This window comes from Kribbella sp. NBC_01510, from assembly GCF_045040325.1.
In the GTDB taxonomy this organism is placed as follows: domain Bacteria; phylum Actinomycetota; class Actinomycetes; order Propionibacteriales; family Kribbellaceae; genus Kribbella.
The window spans coordinates 4,319,644-4,339,664 of record NZ_CP109418.1 but is presented as its reverse complement, the minus strand read 5'-3'; the positions used below and the strand labels follow the sequence as shown (position 1 = coordinate 4,339,664).

The 20,021-nt window shown below is 68.5% G+C and carries 17 protein-coding genes; 13 read left to right on the top strand and 4 right to left on the bottom strand.

Going from position 1 to position 20,021, the window contains the following annotated elements:
* Nucleotides 1-213 precede the first annotated feature (213 nt).
* On the top strand, nt 214-843 hold the full coding sequence (locus tag OG558_RS21645) for a VOC family protein (protein ID WP_405071880.1): 630 nt from the start codon (nt 214-216) through the stop codon (nt 841-843).
* The gene (locus tag OG558_RS21640; protein ID WP_405071879.1) at nt 840-2,168 is read left to right on the top strand and encodes a dihydrolipoyl dehydrogenase family protein; all 1,329 of its coding nucleotides are present in this window, start codon (nt 840-842) and stop codon (nt 2,166-2,168) included. The genes OG558_RS21645 and OG558_RS21640 overlap by 4 nt, the downstream gene beginning before the upstream one ends.
* 1 nt (nt 2,169) lies before the next feature.
* Here OG558_RS21640 and OG558_RS21635 read toward each other — a convergent pair whose 3' ends face one another.
* Nucleotides 2,170-3,279, bottom strand: a complete 1,110-nt coding sequence (locus OG558_RS21635) for a hypothetical protein (RefSeq protein ID WP_405071877.1) — start codon at nt 3,277-3,279, stop codon at nt 2,170-2,172.
* Nucleotides 3,280-3,346: 67 nt separating this feature from the next.
* Here OG558_RS21635 and OG558_RS21630 point away from each other — a divergent pair, with 67 nt between their 5' ends.
* Both OG558_RS21630 and glgX read left to right on the top strand, forming a co-directional pair.
* Complete coding sequence (locus tag OG558_RS21630; protein ID WP_405071876.1) at nt 3,347-6,004, top strand: MGH1-like glycoside hydrolase domain-containing protein; 2,658 nt, start codon at nt 3,347-3,349, stop codon at nt 6,002-6,004.
* Nucleotides 6,001-8,109 (top strand): glycogen debranching protein GlgX, encoded by a 2,109-nt coding sequence (gene glgX / locus OG558_RS21625; protein WP_405071875.1) that lies wholly within the window; start codon nt 6,001-6,003, stop codon nt 8,107-8,109. Before OG558_RS21630 ends, glgX begins: the two co-directional genes overlap by 4 nt.
* Here glgX and OG558_RS21620 read toward each other — a convergent pair.
* Both OG558_RS21620 and OG558_RS21615 read right to left on the bottom strand, forming a co-directional pair.
* On the bottom strand, nt 8,106-8,729 hold the full coding sequence (locus tag OG558_RS21620) for a hypothetical protein (protein WP_405071874.1): 624 nt from the start codon (nt 8,727-8,729) through the stop codon (nt 8,106-8,108). The two genes, glgX and OG558_RS21620, sit on opposite strands and share 4 nt — an antisense overlap.
* Before the next feature lie 3 nt (nt 8,730-8,732).
* The gene (locus tag OG558_RS21615) at nt 8,733-9,908 is read right to left on the bottom strand and encodes a PASTA domain-containing protein (protein ID WP_405071873.1); all 1,176 of its coding nucleotides are present in this window, start codon (nt 9,906-9,908) and stop codon (nt 8,733-8,735) included.
* Nucleotides 9,909-10,036: 128 nt separating this feature from the next.
* Between OG558_RS21615 and OG558_RS21610 the strand changes: the two genes are divergently transcribed.
* The 3 genes from OG558_RS21610 to OG558_RS21600 all read left to right on the top strand — a co-directional run bounded on the left by OG558_RS21610 (nt 10,037) and on the right by OG558_RS21600 (nt 13,373).
* Nucleotides 10,037-10,432 carry a hypothetical protein gene (locus OG558_RS21610; RefSeq protein ID WP_405071872.1) on the top strand — a complete coding sequence of 132 codons (396 nt, stop codon included), beginning with the start codon at nt 10,037-10,039 and terminating at the stop codon, nt 10,430-10,432.
* Between the two features lie 8 nt (nt 10,433-10,440).
* A complete protein-coding gene (locus OG558_RS21605) occupies nt 10,441-12,405 on the top strand; it encodes a LamG-like jellyroll fold domain-containing protein (protein WP_405071871.1) in 1,965 nt (654 codons plus the stop codon).
* A gap of 134 nt (nt 12,406-12,539) precedes the next feature.
* Nucleotides 12,540-13,373: a ZIP family metal transporter gene (locus OG558_RS21600; protein WP_405071870.1), complete on the top strand. Its 834-nt coding sequence runs from the start codon at nt 12,540-12,542 to the stop codon at nt 13,371-13,373.
* A 25-nt stretch (nt 13,374-13,398) separates the two neighbouring features.
* Here the strand turns inward: OG558_RS21600 and OG558_RS21595 are convergent, their stop codons facing one another.
* Nucleotides 13,399-14,223, bottom strand: coding sequence for a M55 family metallopeptidase (locus tag OG558_RS21595; RefSeq protein ID WP_405071868.1), 825 nt, complete (start codon nt 14,221-14,223; stop codon nt 13,399-13,401).
* A gap of 184 nt (nt 14,224-14,407) precedes the next feature.
* Here OG558_RS21595 and OG558_RS21590 point away from each other — a divergent pair, with 184 nt between their 5' ends.
* From OG558_RS21590 to OG558_RS21565, 6 genes are all read left to right on the top strand, one after another.
* Nucleotides 14,408-15,073 carry a response regulator transcription factor gene (locus OG558_RS21590; RefSeq protein WP_405071867.1) on the top strand — a complete coding sequence of 222 codons (666 nt, stop codon included), beginning with the start codon at nt 14,408-14,410 and terminating at the stop codon, nt 15,071-15,073.
* Entirely contained in the window at nt 15,045-16,139 is a 1,095-nt protein-coding gene (locus tag OG558_RS21585) for a sensor histidine kinase (protein WP_405071866.1), read from the top strand. Before OG558_RS21590 ends, OG558_RS21585 begins: the two co-directional genes overlap by 29 nt.
* A gap of 270 nt (nt 16,140-16,409) precedes the next feature.
* Entirely contained in the window at nt 16,410-17,735 is a 1,326-nt protein-coding gene (locus tag OG558_RS21580) for a right-handed parallel beta-helix repeat-containing protein (RefSeq protein WP_405071864.1), read from the top strand.
* 283 nt (nt 17,736-18,018) lie between these two features.
* Entirely contained in the window at nt 18,019-18,627 is a 609-nt protein-coding gene (locus OG558_RS21575) for a HAMP domain-containing sensor histidine kinase (RefSeq protein WP_329474731.1), read from the top strand.
* Nucleotides 18,624-19,259, top strand: a complete 636-nt coding sequence (locus tag OG558_RS21570) for a DNA-binding response regulator (RefSeq protein ID WP_405071863.1) — start codon at nt 18,624-18,626, stop codon at nt 19,257-19,259. The genes OG558_RS21575 and OG558_RS21570 overlap by 4 nt, the downstream gene beginning before the upstream one ends.
* Entirely contained in the window at nt 19,256-19,969 is a 714-nt protein-coding gene (locus tag OG558_RS21565; protein ID WP_405071862.1) for a response regulator, read from the top strand. Before OG558_RS21570 ends, OG558_RS21565 begins: the two co-directional genes overlap by 4 nt.
* Nucleotides 19,970-20,021 lie beyond the last annotated feature (52 nt).

The following is a 20,021-nucleotide window of genomic DNA, read 5'->3' as shown; positions in this document are numbered from 1 at the left end:
CTTTCCGTTTCTCGAAGGGGTACCGCTACCACCAATCTGCGGCGACCGTTCCGCCATCACCCCAGTGGAAACCACGGGTCCACCCCCCAGCCAAGCCTGTCCAACGTTTGACCACCTTCGGCCAGGCCCGGGACCAGTGAGGATCACTGGCGCGAAGCCGCCGGCGGAGCGGCATAGTCGTCAGGGAAAGCCCACACACACCAGGAGGACATAGTGAGCACCGATCTCAAGCTCGAGGCCGTCGTCATCCCCGTCAGCGACGTCGACAAGGCGAAGGCGTTCTACGAGCAGCTCGAGTGGCGGCTCGACGCCGATTTCGCGTTCGACAACGGCTTCCGGGTCGTCCAGTTCACGCCGCCGGGCTCGCCGGCGTCGGTCCAGTTCGGCTCGAACATCACCTCGGCCGCGCCGGGCTCGGCCCGAGGTCTGTACCTGGTCGTCTCCGACATCGAGGCCGCACGGAACGAACTCGCCGCTCACGGCATCGACGTCAGCGCGGCGTTCCACCCCAAGACGCCAGGGGCCCAGTTCCAGCCCGACACCAGCGACCGGATCGCCGGACCGGCCGACGAACGCGCCAGCTACAGCTCGTTCGCCACGTTCAGCGACCCGGATGGCAACACCTGGCTCCTGCAGGAAATCACGACGCGACTCCCCGGCCGCATCGACTCGGGTGAGACGTCGTACTCCTCGGTCAGCGACCTGCAGCAGGCCCTGCAGCGGGCGGCGGCAGCCCACGGCGAGCACGAGAAGCGCAACGGCGGCCAGTTCGACGAGCAGTGGCCCGAGTGGTACGCCACCTACATGGTCGCCGAGCAGTCGGGCCAGGAACTCCCGCAATGACCGACTACGACGTCATCGTCATCGGCGGCGGCTCCCCCGGCGAACACACCGCCGGAGCCCTCGCCGGGGGCGGCCTGCGGGTGGCAATCGTCGAGCGTGAGCTCGTCGGCGGCGAATGCTCGTACTGGGCGTGCATCCCGTCCAAGACCCTGCTGCGACCGGGCGAGGCCGCGCACGCCGCGAACGACGCGGCCGCTCCCGCGACTGTCGACGTCGAGGCGGCGCTCGGCTGGCGCGACTTCATGGTTTCGGACTACTCCGATGCCGGCCAGGAGAAGTGGCTCGCGGACAACGGCATCGACCTGATCCGCGGCCGCGGACGCCTGGCCGGCCCGGGTGTCGTCGATGTCGACGGCCGCCGCTACACCGCGGATCACATCGTCCTCGCGAACGGCGCCGAACCCATCGTGCCGCCCGTCCCGGGCCTGCGTGAGCTCGACGGCCTCTGGACGAACCGCGAAGTGACGGGCATGAAGGCGGTCCCGCGCCGGCTGCTGGTCCTCGGCGGCGGTCCGGTCGGCGTCGAGATGGCCCAGGCGGTCCGCCGTCTCGGCGGCGAGGTCGTGGTCGTCGAGGCCGCGGAGCATCTGCTGCCGCGCGAGGCCGCACCACTCGGTGAGGCACTCGTCGAGGTGCTGCGCGGTGACGGGATCGAGCTCGTCCTGGGGGTCAAGGCGAGCGCGGCCCGGCTCGACGGCGACGACTACGTGCTCGTCCTGGACGACGGACGCGAACTCCGGGGCGACCGGCTGCTGGTCGCCACCGGCCGCCGACCGCGAGTCGACGGGATCGGACTCGAGACGATCGACGTCAAGGCCGGCGCCCACGGCGTACCGGTCGACGCTCGACTCCAGGTCGTCCCAGGCGTCTGGGCCGTCGGCGACGTGACAGGACTCTGGCAGTTCACCCACGTCGGCAAGTACCAGGGCCGGGTCGTGGCGGCCAACATCCTCGGCGAATCCAGGTCGGCCAACTACGACGCCGTACCGCGGGTCGTCTTCACCGATCCACAGGCCGCCGCCGTCGGCACCACCGACAGCCGCCACAGCGCGACCGTCGCACTGCGCGATGTCGCGAAGACCGCGACGTACACCCACAAGTACGCCGAGAGCAACGGATTCCTGACGCTCCTGAGCGACGGCGAACGGCTCACCGGCGCCTACGCGCTCGGCCCCGAGGCCGGCGAATGGCTGCAGCAAGCGACCCTCGCCATCCGGGCGCGCATCCCACTCGACGTCCTGCTCGACACCATCCAGCCGTTCCCGACCTTCTCCGAGATCTACCTCGACGCACTCAAGGCCCTGCGTGCACGCATCACGGCGTAAGTCAGGTGGTGGTTTCGGTCTTCGCCATCTCGACGCAGTAGTCGTGGATCGGACGGTAACGGTCGTAAAGGGTCGTCAGGATGCTGAACAGGAAGACGAAGAACAGCGTGTCCGTCAACTGCAGGCGGCCCTCACCTCGCGTCAGCAGCAGGTCGGCGACCGCGACCAGGACGACGTTCGTCGCGAAGACGACCGCGAACGACACCCCGGCCGACTCCCACGAGTGGCCGCGCTTCGCCGCCCACAGTCCGAGCCCGGCGTTGACGATCGCGTAGAAGGCGACCGCGAGGAAGATCTGCAGGCTGGACGCCTCGACCCCGGGCAGGACCCGGCCGTAGATCACGCTGATGAGTCCGATCAGGAAGATCTTCTCCAGCGCCGCCTCGTCGAAGACCTTCCGGTGCCTGGCCTGGAACGCGGCCCGCTCGCGCGCCTCGTCGATCCCGGCCGGCAACGGGTCGGCCGCGAGCCGCAGGGACCAGTCGGTCTGCGGCAACCGCGGGCGGACGACGAACCACAAGACCGCGATCAGCAAGAGGATGCCGGCGACGAGCGCCGGACCGAACCAGGGCACGTCTCTGATCGTGTCGGTGACGTCGAGCTGCGCGATGTGCACCCAGTACTCCTGCGGCAACTTGATGAACACCCAGATCGCGCCGGCGACGATCGCCCAGAACTTGAATCCCCACCGCAACGGGTTCCACCGGGTACGCACCGTCTCGTAGGCGATGAAGAAGTACTCGAACGTGTTCGGGAACACCAGCAGCAGCCAGCGCAGGCCGGTCAGCTCGAACGCCACCACACCGATCTGGCGGTAGAAGAACAGGAACCGGTTGATCCGGAACGCGGGATGACTCGTCCAGTTCCGCAGGCTCGCCGTGTACGCCACGGACAGGTAGAACACGTCCATCGCCTTGTCGTAGCTCTGGTAGAACGGCGGATTGAAACCGAACGCTTGAAAGATCGACTGGTCGGCCGCGTCCAGCACCAGGCAGCCGATGATCGCGGGCAGCGGATACTTCGGGATGAACAGGGGCAACACGAAGCGTGCCGTCACCACGCTCCAGAAAACGACGTCGACGCCCATCGACCCATCCCACTGGACAGCCACTCGTGGAACGATCGTAGGCGCGATGCGCGCAAGGTCCCAGACCGCGTGAAGTCGAGGGGGAAGAATCATGCCCGAGCTATCTGACGAGTGGTACCTGTGGGGTCCGTACCTGAGCGAGCGCCAGTGGGGCACCGTCCGGGAGGACTACAGCGCCGACGGCGAGGCCTGGAGCTACCTTCCGCACGACCAGGCCCGCTCCCGGGCGTACCGCTGGGGCGAGGAAGGGCTGGCCGGGTTCAGCGACCGCGAGCAGCGCCTGTGTCTCGGCCTCGCGCTGTGGAACGGGCGCGACCGCATGCTCAAGGAGCGGCCGTTCGGCCTGACCGGCGCGGAGGCCAACCACGGCGAGGACGTCAAGGACTACTGGTGGTATCTCGACGCCACCCCCAACCACGCGTGGAACCGCTGGCGCTACCACTATCCACAGGCCACCTTCCCGTACGACGACCTGCGCGCGGAGAACGGCAGACGCGGAAAACACGACCCCGAGTACGAACTCCTGGACACCGGCGTGTTCGACGACGACCGGTACTGGATCGTCGAGGTCCATTACGCGAAGGCGACTCCGACCGACCTCCTGATGTCCGTGCAGGTCACCAACGCCGGACCCGACCCGGCCACGATCCACGTCCTGCCGACCGCGTGGTTCCGCAACACCTGGTCCTGGGACCCGGGCAGTCCGCGACCCGAGCTCGCCGCGACCGGTGACACGTCGATGCGGGTCTCTCACCCCTCACTCGGAGAACTCGAGCTGCTGGCCGGCCAAGGTCCAGAAGGCGACCCGCCGAGTCTCCTGTTCTGCGAGAACGAGACCAACACCCAGCTCCTGTACGACGTCGCCGCGACGACGCCGTACCCGAAGGACGGCATCAACGACCACGTCCTGACCGGCGCCGCGACCGTCAACCCCGATCGCCAGGGGACGAAGGCCGCTGCCTGGTACCGAATCGACGTCGCACCGAAGACCACGGTCGAGCTGCGGTTGCGGCTGCGGCCGGCCGGCAACGGCCCGGATCCGGCGACCGCACTGGGTCAGGATTTCGACGCTGTCGTCGCCACGCGCCGGGCCGAAGCCGACGAGTTCTATGCCGGCCTCACTCCCCCGGCCGCCTCACCGGACGAGGCGATGGTGATGCGGCAGGCCTTCGCCGGGATGCTGTGGAGCAAGCAGCTCTACTACTACGACGTGGCGCGCTGGCTCGACGGTGACCCCGGCCAGCCGATACCGCCCGCCTCGCGGCAGACCGCTCGCAACTCCCGCTGGCGGACGTTCGACTCCTTCGACATCATGTCCATGCCGGACAAGTGGGAGTATCCGTGGTTCGCCTCCTGGGATCTCGCCTTCCACTGCATCGCGCTGGCGCACGTGGACCCGGCCTTCGCGAAGGACCAGCTGCTGCTGATCTGCCGCGAGTGGTTCCAGCACCCGAACGGCGCGCTCCCGGCGTACGAGTGGGACTTCGGCGATGTGAACCCGCCGGTCCAGGCCTTCGCGGCGCTCGAGGTCTTCGCGATCGACGGCGGGCGTGACCTCGACTTCCTGAGCCGCGTCTTCGACAAGCTGCTGGTGAACTTCACCTGGTGGGTCAACCGCGAGGACGCGGACGGGTCGAACCTGTTCGAGGGTGGCTTCCTCGGCCTCGACAACATCGGGCCGCTCGACCGCTCGCATCTGCCCGTCGGTGGGGTGCTGGAGCAGTCCGACGCCACCGGGTGGATGGCAGGGTACGCGCTGGCGATGACCACGATCGCGGCGGTCCTCGACCGGACCGGGTACCGGCCGGCCCGCGATCTGGTGCACAAGTTCCTCGAGCACTTCGCCGAGATCCGCACCGCGATGATCGCGCAGGGGATGTGGGACGAGTCCGACGGCCTGTTCTACGACCGGATCTCGGTGCCGGGCGGCGGTGTGGTGCCGGTTCGGGTGCACTCCATGGTCGGCATCATCCCCCTGCTCGCGGTCGCGGTGATCGACGAGCAGCAACTCGAGCGCTCCGTTGCCCCAGGCAAACAATTCGCCCGTTTCCTGCACCGCGAGGGAGTGCGCGACGCCGAGGACCTGGTGAAGACGGGCGCCCTGCGCGGCGACCCCGGACAGCGGCGCCTGCTGCTCGGCGCCGTCGGTGTCGAGCAGTTGCTGCGGTTGTTCGACCGGCTGTTCGACCCCGGCGAGTTCCTGTCGCCGTACGGCCTGCGTTCGCTGTCCGCGTTCCACCGCGACCATCCGTACACGATCGAGATCGAGGGCGTCACCGCCGGCGTGGACTACGAACCGGCCGAGTCGACCACGGCCATGTTCGGCGGGAACTCGAACTGGCGTGGCCCGATCTGGTTCCCGCTGAACTACCTCGCGGCCGAGGCGCTGGACCGTTACCACCGCTTCTTCGGTGACGACCTGCGGATCGAGTACCCCACCGGCTCCGGCGTCCACCAGACCCTCGACACCGTCGCCGACGACCTGCGGGCGCGGTTGGTGTCGATCTTCCTCACCGGTCTCGACGGCCGGCGACCGTGCTTCGGCGGAGTCGAAACCCTGCAGCGGGACCCGAACTGGAACAGCAACCTGATGTTCAACGAGTATTTCCATGGCGATAACGCCGCCGGTCTGGGCGCGGCGCACCAGACCGGCTGGACTGGGATCGTGGCAGACATCATCAGGCGCCGGCACGGCATGGTTCGGCCGCTCGGCGAGGTGCTCCTATCGGTGATCGAGCGGAAGCCATGAGTACGGCGCTGCCCGGCAGTCCGTTTCCCCTCGGCGCGACGCCCGGACCCGACGGGACGAACTTCGCGGTGGCCTCCGCGGCCGACGGCGTACTGCTGTGCCTGTTCGATGCCGACGGCAACGAGACCCGGATCCCGCTGCCGGAGCGCGACGGTGAGGTGTGGCACGGGTTCGTTCCCGACGTCGGGCCTGGCCAGGCGTACGGCTACCGGGCCACCGGGCCGTACGATCCGCGCCGGGGTCTGCGCTGCAATCAGGCGAAACTGCTGCTCGACCCCTACGCCAGGGCCATCCACGGCGTGGTGCAGCCCGGACCGGAGATACTCGGTTACGCCGCCGACGATCCCGAGGCCCCCAGTGAGCTCGACTCGGCCGAACACGTGCCGCGCAGCCTGGTGACCGACACCGCTTTCAGCTGGACCGATCAGCCCAGGCCGAGACACTCCGTTGCCGACACGATCGTGTACGAGGTCCACGTGAAGGGCTTCACCGCGGCCCATCCCGACGTACCCCCGAGGCTCCGCGGCACGTACGCCGGCCTGGCCCATGAAGCGGCGGTCGGCCATCTCGTCGACCTCGGTGTGACGACGGTCGAACTGCTCCCGGTCCATCACTCCGTGCCCGAGGCGGCCCTGGTCGCTCGCGGGCTGACGAACTACTGGGGCTACAACACGATCGGATTCTTCGCCCCGCACGCCGCCTACTCCGCCGCAGTCCGGGCCGGGCGGCCGGGTGGACAGGTCGCGGAGTTCCAGGCCATGGTCAACACGCTGCACGACGCCGGTCTTGAGGTCATCCTGGACGTGGTGTTCAACCACACCGCCGAAGGCAACCAGCTCGGACCGACACTGTGTCATCGCGGGCTGCACAACCCGGCGTACTACCGGCTCGAGCCCGACGACCAGCGCTACTACGTGGACACGACCGGCACCGGCAACTCGCTCAACGCCGACAACCCGTTCAGCCTCCGCCTCATCATGGACTCGCTGCGGTACTGGCTGACCGAGATGCGGGTCGACGGGTTCCGCTTCGACCTGGCGCCGACCCTGGCCCGCGAGGACGGCGGCTTCGACCGGATGGCGGCCTTCTTCGACCTCGTCGCGCAGGATCCGGTCGTCTCCACGGCCAAGCTGATCGCCGAGCCGTGGGACGTCGGGCAGGGCGACAGCTACGACCTCGGGCAGTTCCCGGCGCTGTGGAACGAGTGGAACGGACGGTACCGCGACGTGATGCGGGACTTCTGGCGCGGCACGGACGGACTGATCGGCGAGTTCGCGAGCCGGCTGTGCGGATCGCCGGACCTGTACCGCTGGGGCGGGCGGCGTCCGACCGCGTCGATCAACCTGATCACCGTCCACGACGGCTTCACCCTCGCCGACCTCGTCTCGTACGACGACAAGCACAACGAAGCCAATGGCGAGGACAACCGGGACGGCAACGACGACAACCGCTCCTGGAACTGTGGCGTGGAAGGACCGGCGACCGACCCGGACATCGTGTCCCTGCGTGCTCGGCAGGGCCGGGCGATGCTCACCACCTTGCTGCTGTCCTTCGGCGTACCGATGCTCCTCGGCGGCGACGAGCTCGGCCGCACGCAGCGCGGGAACAACAACGCGTACTGCCAGGACAACGAGATCAGCTGGTTCGACTGGTCCGCGACCGACCCGCAGCTGACGGCGTTCACGAAGAAGTTGATCGCGTTGCGACGTGCGCATCCGGTCTTCCGGCGCCGGCGTTACCTGACCGGCGTCGAGGCCGCCGAGCTCCGCTGGTTCACCCCCGGCGGCGCCGAGATGACCGCGGCGGACTGGAACTTCCCTGGTGCCCGGAGCCTCGCGCTCTACCTGGACGGCGCCGACGACCCTGATCGAGCCGCGGACGGTACGCCGCTACTCGACGACGACTTCCTCCTCCTGGTCAACGGCTGGTGGGAACCGCTGGACTTCGTCATCCCGTCCACCGAGCCCGGTGAGACCTGGGACCTGGAGGTCGACACCTACGCCCCCGACGGCGACCCCGCCACGGACCTTGCCGCAGGCAAGCACGTCACCGTCCGCCCACGCTCGATCACCCTCCTCCACGGCCACCGCGTCACAGCCGTCTAGGCAGCGGCCACGGAGCTGGTGATCAGTGGGCGTGGTGGGTCCAGGCGGACGACGAGTTCGAGGTCGGCGGTCCGACGAGCGTCGGCCAGTCGTACGCCGTCGAGGGTCAGACTCGCCGTCATCACGCAGTCGCCACTGCGCAGCATCGCCAACGTGCCGGCCCGGACGACCGCGTCCAGCGCTGCCACCTCGACGACGATCTCGAGCACGAACTTGAAGCAGTGGACCAGCACGCCGTTCACCACCAGGTCGACGTGCGGCGCATACTTCGACTGGATGCTGTGCGACGCCAGGCTGACGATCTCCTCGCTGCCGCTGATGGCGAGCGTACGGCGGGCGGCCTCGGTCAGCTTCGCGTGCCGCTGCCAGGCGGCGATCAGGACATCGCCGAGATCCATGTCCAGCAGACCGTCCGTCACAGTGGCGACCTCGCGGTCGACCAGGCCGGCCGCCGAACTCGACAACCGGCGGACCCTCCGCAGGGCGGTGCGGGTGGCGTGGCGCTCACTGATCGCCTGCCCCAGCGCCTCGGCCGGCTGCGAGCCGGCTCCGAACAGGAGCTCGCCGGCCGTCAGCGGCGTGTCCACAGGTCGATCGGCGGCAAGCGTCGTACTGGTCATCTGTCAGTCCCCCTTGAGAATGTGGACGCCCGCGTCAGCGTGCGGCTCGAGCCGCACGACCGGCATCGGCGGCTCCGAGTCGGACTCCGTGAGCCGTGGAACGACCGCGGGAGCTGCCGGCACGACAATCCGGAGTTTGTTGCGAACCCAGCGCCGATCCAGCCACCGCCGCGCAACGCCGTACGTGACAGCGCCGAACGCCAGTACGACGAGCGCGAGGAGAGCTGCCTTCGACCACGGGAACGGATCGGCGAACGTCACGGTGATCGTGGTCCCGGCGGCGACGAGGGTCCCGGGAGCCGGTTGCTGGCCGGCGATGTCGCGGTCGGCTTCCGCCGTACCGCCGAGGCGCAGCCCGACGGCCGACAGGGCCGAGCGAGCCGCGGCTGCCTGCTCGCCGATCAGGTTGGGAACCGGGACCAGCTGAGGAGCCACGACGGCGGGCTTGATCGTGACGCGTACGGCGTGGCCGACGCCGACCATCGATCCGACTGTCGGGGACTGACTGGCGACGACATCTCCCTCACCGGACGTCACCCGCAGCACCAACCCGAGGGCGGACAGCGTGGCCTTCGCGTCGGCAACCTTCATTCCGACCACCCTGGGAACGCGGACCGTCCGCGGCGTCACTGTTGCCGATGGGACAGCCGTCGACGGGACAGCCGTCGACGGGCTGACTGATGGCGACGGGACTGACGGCGACGGGACTGTCTTCGGCGGTACGACGACCGACGCCTCCGAGCGCGTCACGACGAACAAGTCGTCGTCCGTCAGCTTCGAATCGGTCATACACCGGGCCACGATCGAGTACCGCTGCGCCGTCGCCTCCGCGGGAACGGAGAACGGCACCTCGACCACCCCACTGGTGGGAACCACGGCCGACCCGACTGCCTCGTCGAAGCCCTCCCAGAAGATCTTGACCACGCCGCCTCCGGCCGTTGCGCCGTCGGCAGGCGAGGGACTCGTCGTGGCCGGCGCATGGCATCCGGCGTACCCCCAGGCGGTGGCGATCACCTTGGTGCCCGGCGGCCCGTCGGACCGATCGAGCCAGAGCGTCGCCGTCGCGTCACTCGCCGCGCGGGCAGGCGCGGCCGCGGTCGACGCGAAGACAAGCACGAGAGCCCCCGCCAGACCCCCGACGAACCAGCGGGCCCCCGAGGCCACGCGCGTACCGTCCATCCCCCATACCTTCTTCGCCGCAACCGTCGGGCAGAACGGTTCCACCCAAGCTGCGGGCTCACAGATACGGAGTCACACACCACCCCCTTTGATACGCTCGACCGCTATCCGGGTGGGGGGAACTACCGATGCAGATTCAGGGCAGTCTGACGATCGACGGCGTCTTGGTCGTGCCGGTCGAGGCGTACACGTTCGCGGTGACCGGGACGATCGCGGTCGCGACCGGGAAGTCGCGGATCTATCTGGAACACGACTACGTCGTCGAGACGGTGCGAGCCGCGGTCCACACCGCTCCGGCCGGGGCCGCGCTCGTCGTGGACGTGAACAAGAACGGCGCCACCATCTACACCGATCAGGCGAACCGGCCGAGTATCGCGGTGGGCACGAATAGTGCCACCGGCAACAATCCGGCCGTCACCGCACTGGCGGCCGGTGACTACCTCACCGTCGATGTCGACCAGGTCGGATCGGCAACCGCCGGCGCCGAGCTGACGGTGACGGTCCGGGTCCGCCGGGCCAGTTAGGGGCGGCTGTGGCGCAATCGGCGGGCTACACGTTCAATGCGAACACAGTCAGCGGTACGACGGTTCGGGACGTCGCGGGCTACTTCCTGCACGGCAGCATCGTCGGATCCGCGACCCTGGTCCCAGGCAGGTACGGCGACGGCCTCAACTGCACAGGTGGCGCGCTGCACGTCGTCGTACGACCGCCGAAGGCAGGCGACTCCTTCTACCCACTCAACACCGACGGCGGCCTGTCGATCGCCGCGTGGGTCGAGCTCGGCGACAACACCGCGGCGGCCCGTTGCATCGCGTCCGCGAGCAGCGGCGGCGTCCTGAACTGGGCCGTCTACGCCTCGAACGCGAGCGGCAACGTGGAGGCGAAGATCGCCGGGACGACGTACAGCACGACCACGAGCATCCGGGACGGGGAGCAGCACCACGTCCTCGTCGTGTACGACGCCACCCCGTCGACCGACACCGTGAAGATCGCCGTCGACGGTGTCGAGGTGTTGTCGGTCAACGCCGGCACCGCACTCGCCTACTCCGGCACAGAGGTCACCGTCGAGGCCGGGCGGAACACCCTCACCGGCTCCGAGGCGCTCAACGGGATCGTCGACGACCTGCGCTGGTGGAACGACCCGGTCGAGGCGGCGTACTGGCCGGACCTGGTCGCCGCCGAGCAGATCGACCACCAGTTGGCCATCTACCCCTTCGACCACGACAGCGCCGAGGACTTCGGCAGCTACGGGCATGCCCTCACGGTCGCTCCGTCGGCGAGCTTCACCGACGGCTTGTACGGGCGTGCCCTGGTTTCCGGTGCGGCGGCAGCCGGCGCGAGCGGCGTGGTCGGCTTCCCGAACTGCGACCGGCTCGCCATCTGCGGCTGGCTCCGGCTCGACACCGCGCCCGTCGGTTCGGCCGCCCCGATCCTCGCGATCGACGACAGCTCGAACAACGCGCGGGTCCGCGTAGTGGTGAATACCGACCGGACAGTCACCACGACCTGGACCACCATCGACGACGGAACGGTCTCGGTGACCAGCACGGCGGCACTCACGGTCGGTCAGTGGACGCGATTCCAGTTCGCGATCAACCCGACGTACGTGCAGGTCCGGCTGGAGAGCGATCAAGCGACCCAGAGCATCGGTGACGGCGTGCCGCACGTGACGCCGGCCATCGACGGTCTGCACCGGCTGCACCTCGGCGGTGACGCGAGTAGCGGCGGCCAGATCTCGTACGACTACCTGACCTTCACGAAGAACTTCCTCGCCGAGGTGACCTCGGGTTACTGGAACGGCGCGCCGGTCGTCACGCCGTACCGGCCGGTCAACGTGGCGCGCGGCGTGTATCACTTCAACGAAGGCAGCGGGACAGTCGTCGACGACAGGTCGCCGTCAGCGAACGACCTCACGTTGACGGCGGCCGGTTCGTGGGTGTCCGGCATCGAGGGGTCGGCGCTCGGCGCCAACGGGACCGGCCCCGGGGCGTCGAGGACCTCCCTCGCCTGGCCGGCAACGCCGCTGGGCTGGGCGTTCTCGGCGTGGGTCAAGTGCCGCTCCAGCAGCAGTGGCGCCCGGTTCCTGGTCCTGCGGAACGGCCAGGTCGAGGTCGCGCACGCGGGCCGGCTGGACGAGTTGTTCTGGATCCGGCTGTTCGGCACCGGCGGCACGACCGGCATCGTCAGCTCGTCGCGTGCGTCGATCCCGGCCGAGACCTGGACGCACGTGGCAGCGTCCTGCGATCAGCGGGCGATCCAGCTGTTCCTCAACGGGGCGGTGTTCACGGTCGAGCAGTACGGCGTGGGGGCACTGCTGCAGCCGGGCGAGTTGCACGCGGGCGGCGACACCCCGGATTCGTCGGTCGCGGACGTCGACGACCTGTGCCTGTTCGACACTCCGATCAGCGCGGCCAACGTCCGCTGGCTCTACCAGAACGCCGGCCACTTCGACGAGCCCGCACCCGCGACCTTCGCCGCCTGGGGGATCTCGCTCTAGCGAGGCCGGCGGCCGGCGACGGCGTACATCGGCGGGGTTGATGGATGCTTGAACGCTTGAGGACTTGTTAGGTAAGGCTCGCCTGCTCTAGAGTCGGCTCGCCGGTTCAGTGGTTCGTCCTTGGAGTGCACGTCATGTCCAGTACGCAGATCGCCCTACTCGGAGCCATCGCGGGGCTCACCATCTTCCTGGGCCTCCCGGTGGGACGCCTGCGCAATCCGGCGCCGCGTCTGAAAGCCTCCTTGAACGCGGTCGCGATCGGGATCCTGCTGTTCCTGCTCTGGGACGTCCTCGGACAGGCGTGGGAGCCGACCGATGTCGCGTTGACCGACAAGGAGTGGGGCAAGGCGGCCGTCTCCGGCCTGGTCCTCGCGGTCGGCTTGGCCATCGGCCTGGTCGGCCTGGTTCGGTACGACCGCTGGATGGCCCGCCGCAACGCGCCCTCCGCGCCACCGAAGTCGGAAGGTCCAGGGGCAGCCGCCGCCACCGAACTGACTCGCACCACGCGGTCGGCCGCCACCCAGCTCGCCCTGATGATCGCCGTCGGCATCGGACTGCACAACTTCGCCGAAGGCCTCGCGATCGGCAACTCTGCCGCGTCCGGCGAGATCTCCCTCGCCGTGCTGCTCATCATCGGTTTCGGCCTGCACAACGCCACCGAAGGCTTCGGCATCGTCGCGCCGCTGGCCGCTGATGGCACCCGCCCGTCGTGGGCGATGCTCGGCCTGCTCGGCCTGATCGGCGGTGGCCCCACCTTCATCGGGACCTTGATCGGCGAACGCGTGGTCAACGACACCCTGTCGGTGGCCTTCCTAGGCCTGGCCGCCGGCTCGATCCTGTACGTCGTGATCGAACTCCTCGCCGTCGCCCGCCGCTCCGGCCTCAAGGAACTCACCACCTGGATGATCCTCCTCGGCCTCCTCCTCGGCTTCGCCACAGACGCCATCGTCACCGCCGCCGGCGTCTGACCACCCAGACTCGCGAGGCTGCGGGCTATTCGCTGACTCCTCTGCTCAGTAGGACAGCGGCGATGAAGGTGCGGAAGAGTTGCAAGGGGTCGTCGTTGCGGATAGCAACGACCTGCTCGTCTTGTTGTTCGACGCCGCGAAGCGCGCAGGCCAGTTCGGCGAGTGCGCGGTTGTGGTAGCGGACGGTCAGCTCGGCCGGCCGCGTGATGGCCGGCGGCCGGAAGTCGGGCAGCCGTTCCAGCGCGCGTTGCGCACCGTCCCGGATCAGCCCACGGGCAGTGTCTGGATGCAGGGACAGGGCTGCGTTGTGCGAGATCGACTCCTTGACGACGACCGCCTCGATGTCAGGGAAGAACGGCTTGGCCTCATCGATCGTCACCCGGTCACCCGAGATGAGCACCACCGGTACGCCGTAAGCGAGCGCAACCAGCGCATTGACTCCGGCCTCGCCCGTGATCACACCATTGAGACGCACTTCGGCGATGGCCCGGGGGTTGTACGTGTGATGAAGCACCGACGAGGTGGAGCCCGCCGACCCGTGGTACGAGACGAAGAGGGCCGCGTCGAAGGACTCGTCGAACCCCTCCATCATGTACAGCGGTTTGTGCCGTCCGGACAGATAGCTCGCCCGGCCGTGCAGCTCGTCCGGCCGGAGATTCTGCATCGTCGAGTGTGAGTCGTTGACCAGGAACTCGGTCGCCCCGGCGGCAAGCGCGCCGTCGATCGCGGCGTTGACCTCCGCCTGCAACTGCCCTCGGTAGTACTCGTACTCCTGACTGGGACCGCGACACTGACTCCAGTCGACAACGCCGGCGGTTCCTTCCATATCTGTCGACAAGAACACCTTCACAGCTGCCTCCTCGTGCAGTTTCACCGACTCTGGGCGACCGTACCTGCTCCTGCCCCGAGCCAACCGCTGTGACACAAGCGATTGAAGGCGGAACGATTGGGTCACAAGCCTTCCCATGGCCGCTGCGGACAGTGAGAATGACCTGCGGAAGCTAACGCCTGGTCATCACCTGAGGGGGGCGAGGATGACCAAGATTCTGGTGATCGACGACGAGCCGGATCTGGTTCGGTTCGTCCGTCGCGCGCTCGAGGCCGAGGGCTACCAGGTACTGACGTCGACCAACGGGCTGGACGGCATCCGGCTCGCGCTGGATCAGCAGCCGGCCCTGATCGTGCTCGATCTGGTGATGCCGGGCATGCACGGCGAGGCGGTGCTCTCGGCCCTGATGGCACAGGATTCGGCGTACCGGATTCTCGTCCTGTCGGCCACGGCGGATGTCCAGCTCCGGATCGGCTGCCTCGAGCAGGGTGCGGTCGACTTCCTGGCCAAACCGTTCGCGGTCCGGGAGCTGGTCGCCCGGGTCCGGGGCCGGCTCGGCGAGGACACCGCCCATCGGCAGAAGAATCGGCTGCGGGTCGGGGACATCGTGCTCGACCTGGAGGCCCGCCAGCTCCTGGTCGACGGCCGGCCGACCGTGCTGTCCAAGCGGGAGTTCCTGCTGTTGCGCCACCTCATGCGCAATGCCGACGTCGTCTGCTCCCGGCAGGAGTTGCTGTCGGAGGTCTGGGGATACGACTTCGATCCGGCGACCAATGTCGTCGACGTCTGTGTCGGACGCCTGCGGTCGAAGGTCCGCCCCGATCTCATCGTGACGGTGCGCAATGTCGGCTATCAGCTCCAAAGCGCCTGACCGCCGGGCGCAGATCGCAGTCTTCCGCTCGCGCCCGCGGGTCGGAATGGTCATCGACGTGGCCGCCGCACTGCTCGTCGTGGCGATGATGGGACTCATGTTTGCCCTGCCCAGCCACGAGGCCGGGCCGTACCACATCATGTTCCTCGCGCTCGCGCTCGCGTACGGGTACCGGATCTGGCCGGTCGTCCCCACCGTCGCCGCGATCGTCGTGATCACCGCGCTGAGCGGCTGGCTGATGATCACCCACGCGTCGGAAGGCGTGCTGGCCCGGCCCGAACTCGCCGAGATCCCGCTGATGCCGCTGGTGCTCCTGGTCATGGTGTGGCACGCCCGTCGCCGGGTCGCGGCCGTCAAGCAGGTAGAGCGGATGGCCGCGCGGCAACTCGAGGCGGTCGACCGCGAGCGCGAGTTCTTCACCGACGCCTCGCACGCGATCCGGACGCCGGTGACCATCGCGCGTGGGCACCTGGAACTGATGGCTGCCGCGGATCTCGACTGCGAGGTCCGAGCGGATCTGGAGGTCGCACTGCGGCAGATCACGCGGATTACGGCACTGTCCAATCGCCTGCTCGCGCTGGCCCGGCTCGACTCCGGCGACGCCCTCCAGAAGCAGTCGGTCGACCTGGGCGAACTGGTCCGCGAGCTCGTCGCCAACTGGTCCACCTCTTTCGACCGGGACTGGCGGGTCGAGGGGGCGGCCAGCTGTGTGATCACGGCGGATCCGGAGTGGATCACGATGGCGCTGGACGCACTCGTCGAGAACGCGGTTCATTTCACCGCGGAGGGCGCCAGGATCAGCGTCCGCTGCCGGCGCTCGGGCGGCAAATGCCGGGTCGTGATCTCCGATTCGGGTCCGGGGATCCCGGCGGAGGACCTGCCGCATGTGTTCGATCGGTTCTGGCACCGGATGCCGCCGTTCGGTCCGATGGGAACGGGACTGGGGCTGTCGATGGCGCGGGCCGCGGTGGCCGCTCACGGCGGCACGATGTCGGCCCGCAACGGCGCCGGTGGTGGCGCCGAGTTCGAGCTGGCTGTCCCGGCCAATGGCAGGCCGCCCGTCTGACCGCTCGATGACAGCGACGTCATCTTTCTTGTCTTCGGCCGGAATGCGGCGCAACCTGCTGAGGGGGAACACGCTGCGTGCGTCGACAGTCTCGGATGCACCCCCACAGGCTCCGGGCGCCGGGTCGGTCCCGGCTTCGACACCCCCCCTCGTCGTGGCCGGCACAGGACCTGCCCGGCCCGGCGTACGCAGCCCTTCTCATCCCGGCAGCACACCGTTATACGTCGATTGCGCGATGCGACCGGAACCCGGCCGGTCCACGCTGGACGTATGACGCTCGTGGGGAGAACTTCGGCTGCCGTCGTGCTGAGCGGCCTGATGCTGGCGAATCCGTTGACCGCGCGCGGCGCGACGACGGATCTGTTCGTCGACAAGTCCATGCCCAACTGCTCCGACTCCGGCCCGGGTACGGCGACCACGCCGTACTGCACCGTGGTCAAGGGAGTCAGCAAGCTCGCGGCCGGCTTCACGCTGAACATCGGGGACGGGACCTACGCCGAGACGATCAAGCCCGCCGTCTCCGGGACGGCGTCGGCCCCGATCGTCATCACCGCATGGCCGGGCCGCAATCCGGTCCTGAGTCCGGCCAGCTTCGGTGCGAACATCTCGTCGCGCAGTTACGTCACCGTGTCGGGGTTGACCTTCAGCGGCACCAAGTACGACGGCGTCTATGTGACGGGCAGCAACAACATCACGGTGACCGGCAACACGGTGACAGGTGCGGGGCAGCCGGTGTCGGGTAAGACCGTCCCCGGGATCAGCATCCGCGGCTCGTCCGATTCCGTTGTCAGCAGCAACAACGTGCACCACAACAACGGCACCGGCATCCTGGTCACCGCCGGGTCCACCGGCATCCTGGTGACCGGGAACTCGGCCAGCTTCAACGCCGAGGGGTACCGCCGGAACGCCAATGGAATCAACGTGATCAGCCCGGGCAACACCGTGCTGCGCAACGTCACGCACGACAACGAGGACTCGGGCATCCAGTTCTACACCGGCGGCGACAACAACCTGGCCGCGCTGAACGTCACCTACAACAACGGCGACCACGGCATCGACGACCTCAACGTCACCGGCGGACGGCTGATCGGCAACACGGTCTACCGCAACTGCACGACGGGGATCAACGTCGAGGGTACGTCGGGCAACTACCAGGTCATCGACAACGTCGCGGTCGACAACGGGGTGTACCCCGCCTACAACGGCATCTCCTGTGCGCGGCGCGCCGGCAACATCGGGATCTGGGACTCGGCGCCGTCGAGTACGACGGTCGACCACAACCTGGTCTGGCTGACCACGAGCGGGAAGATGTACGCGTTCGGCACGACCTTCACCTCGCTGGCCGCCATGCAGGCGGCGACTCATCAGGAGGCGCACGGCGTGCAGGCCGACCCCAGGTTCGTCTCGCCGGCGGCGTGGAATCTGCGCCTGCAGGCCGGCTCGGCCGCGATCGACCGTGGCGACTCGGGCGTCTCCGGCGCTCAGCCCAGCGATATCGAAGGCCTCCCGCGCGTCGACGACCCGGCGACGAGCAACGCCTTCGCCGAGGGGCCGCGCACCTACGACGACCTCGGTGCGTACGAATACCAGCCCTGATCGCGCTCTGTGATCAAGACGTCGTTTGAACAAGCTGAACAGAAGATGACGTGAAGATGACCGAATCATGACGTATGGGCGAAAGCCTCCACCTTCTGACCGGTGAAGTCCTGTACTGGAGGTCTAGACCGAGACGCGTGCCTTGGGGGCTCGAGCAGGCAGGCCGGGACGGTGGTGACCGTCCGTGGTCGTCGAGGACTTGGAACGCGGAGCTGCGGGGGCAGCCAGCTCGGTCGGGACCTGAGGGGGGTCACCGATGGGGGTCGTCAACGTTTCACGGCCGATGAGTGGGTCATCTGCCGAAGATCTGAGTCAGCTCTGCCACGACCTGCGGCAGTACGTCGCGGCCGGTCTGCTGCTGTCGGAGACGTCGTCCGCGGCGATCGACGACGGCGCGGTGCTGGGCAGGATGAGTCTGATCCATCAACAGTTCACCGCGATCGCGGAACTGCTGGACGTCGAGCCGGACGCCGGTCATCAGATCGGCGGCGTCAATCTGACGCAACTCGCGGGTGAGTGCGCCGACGTCGTCCGGCTGACCCACCGGGTCTCGGTGATCTGCGAGCGCTCCACGCTCGTCGTGGCCGCCGGCGACCAGGTTCTGCTCCGCCGTGCGATCGGAAACCTGCTCGACAACGCGTGCCGAGCGGCCGGCGGCGCGGGCACGGTTCAGGTCCACGTCGGAGCTGCCGACGGCGAAGCTTTCGTCGAGGTGTCCGATGACGGTCCTGGCTTCGGTGACGTCGCCTCCGGAACCGGTCATGGCCTGAACGTCGTTGCCCAGGCGGTGCGCGCGTGTGCGGGTCGCCTCGAGCTCCACAGCGCACCGGGTGCCGGTACGACGGTTCGTCTCTGCATGCCCGCCGGACCGCGCTCGGTGAGGTCGGCATGAGACTGGCGATCTGCGACGAGCAATGGCTGTTCGCATCGGTCCTCGCGAGCGCACTCGACCGGCTTGGCCATGAGGTCGTCCTCACGACAGACGATCCGGCCGAACTCCTCGACTCGGCTGGGCCGTTGCGGGTCGATCTCTGCGTGATCGACGTTCCCGGACCGCCGACGACGGCCGACCTCGGCGAGCGCTTGCACGAACTGACCCCCGCGCCGTACGTCGTCCTGCTGGCCGACTCGCGCGACGACGGCGCCCGGGATGCCTACGACCGTGGCTCCGCGGACGGGCTGGTCAGCAAAGCGTCCGGCCTGCAGAGCCTGGTCCAGGCGATCGAAGCCGTTGCCGGCGGTGCCCGGGTGTCCGAAGGCTGGCTGACCGCGGATCGGCGGCGGCAACCAGTGGTCGTCGACGCCCTGACGGCCCGGGAGCTGGAGGTCGTGCGCCTCGTGGTGCGTGGCTACTCCACCCAGCAGATGGCCGACGAGCTCGCCGTCAGCCGGCACACGATTCGCACGCACGTTCAGCAGGTCCTCCGAAAACTCGGCGTCCACGGCCGCGGGAAGGTGGCCCGTGCGGCCGCCACCGCCGGGCTGGTCGACGTCAGTGAGCTGGCCGAGGGCCGGCACCGGTGACCGGCCGGGACGATGTGGTGGTCCTGCTGGTCGACGACCATCGGGTGTTCGCCGAAGCGCTGGCCGGAGTGCTCGCCGCCGAGCCGGGGATCAGCCGCGTCAATCTCGCCTCGACACTCGACGGGGCGAGAGGGCAGCTGCGCGCCGATCCGCCCGACCTGGTCCTGCTCGATCTGGCCCTGGCCGACGAGTCCGGATACACCCTGCTCGCGGATCTTGCGGGACCGCCCGATCCGCCGGCCGCGATCGTGCTCTCCGGCAGCACCGAGCCGCGGTTGATCGTGCAGGCTCTCGAGGCCGGCGCCCGCGGTTGGCTGACCAAGACCACCCGGCTGAACGCTTTGATCGCCGCACTGTGGCAGGTCCTCGACGGTCACATGTATCTCGCCCCGGCGACGCTGCAACCGGTGCTCACCCACCTGCTGGCCGACGTGCACAGGCAACGAGCCGCGGCCGCTTTCGTGGACCAGTTGACGCCCCGGGAGCTGGACGTCCTGCGCTGCCTGGTGTCCGGGATGACCCGATCCGAGGTTGCCCAGCATTTGTTCGTTTCCACGAACACCGTGCGGACCCACATCCAGAGTCTGCTGCGCCGCTCGGAGCAGCACTCGGCGCTCGCACTCGTCGCCTTCGCGCGCTCACACGGCGTGACGGGAATCGACGAGACGGACGCGTCCGTCATCGCAGTGCACCCCGGATCACCCTCTTGACGTAGGCGTTCTCGTCTCGTCGTCGGGCGCGGCCGACAGTCACGGCCCGTAG

What these genes read in the sequence shown, in the direction of transcription:
- OG558_RS21570 (WP_405071863.1), top strand. Translation starts at nt 18,624, where the DNA reads ATGAGACTGGCGATCTGCGACGAGCAATGGCTGTTCGCATCGGTCCTC.
- OG558_RS21600 (WP_405071870.1), top strand. Translation starts at nt 12,540, where the DNA reads ATGTCCAGTACGCAGATCGCCCTACTCGGAGCCATCGCGGGGCTCACC.
- OG558_RS21630 (WP_405071876.1), top strand. Translation starts at nt 3,347, where the DNA reads ATGCCCGAGCTATCTGACGAGTGGTACCTGTGGGGTCCGTACCTGAGC.
- OG558_RS21590 (WP_405071867.1), top strand. Translation starts at nt 14,408, where the DNA reads ATGACCAAGATTCTGGTGATCGACGACGAGCCGGATCTGGTTCGGTTC.
- OG558_RS21580 (WP_405071864.1), top strand. Translation starts at nt 16,410, where the DNA reads ATGACGCTCGTGGGGAGAACTTCGGCTGCCGTCGTGCTGAGCGGCCTG.
- OG558_RS21585 (WP_405071866.1), top strand. Translation starts at nt 15,045, where the DNA reads ATGTCGGCTATCAGCTCCAAAGCGCCTGACCGCCGGGCGCAGATCGCA.
- glgX (WP_405071875.1), top strand. Translation starts at nt 6,001, where the DNA reads ATGAGTACGGCGCTGCCCGGCAGTCCGTTTCCCCTCGGCGCGACGCCC.
- OG558_RS21640 (WP_405071879.1), top strand. Translation starts at nt 840, where the DNA reads ATGACCGACTACGACGTCATCGTCATCGGCGGCGGCTCCCCCGGCGAA.
- OG558_RS21620 (WP_405071874.1), bottom strand. Translation starts at nt 8,729, where the DNA reads ATGACCAGTACGACGCTTGCCGCCGATCGACCTGTGGACACGCCGCTG.
- OG558_RS21575 (WP_329474731.1), top strand. Translation starts at nt 18,019, where the DNA reads ATGAGTGGGTCATCTGCCGAAGATCTGAGTCAGCTCTGCCACGACCTG.
- OG558_RS21610 (WP_405071872.1), top strand. Translation starts at nt 10,037, where the DNA reads ATGCAGATTCAGGGCAGTCTGACGATCGACGGCGTCTTGGTCGTGCCG.
- OG558_RS21615 (WP_405071873.1), bottom strand. Translation starts at nt 9,908, where the DNA reads ATGGACGGTACGCGCGTGGCCTCGGGGGCCCGCTGGTTCGTCGGGGGT.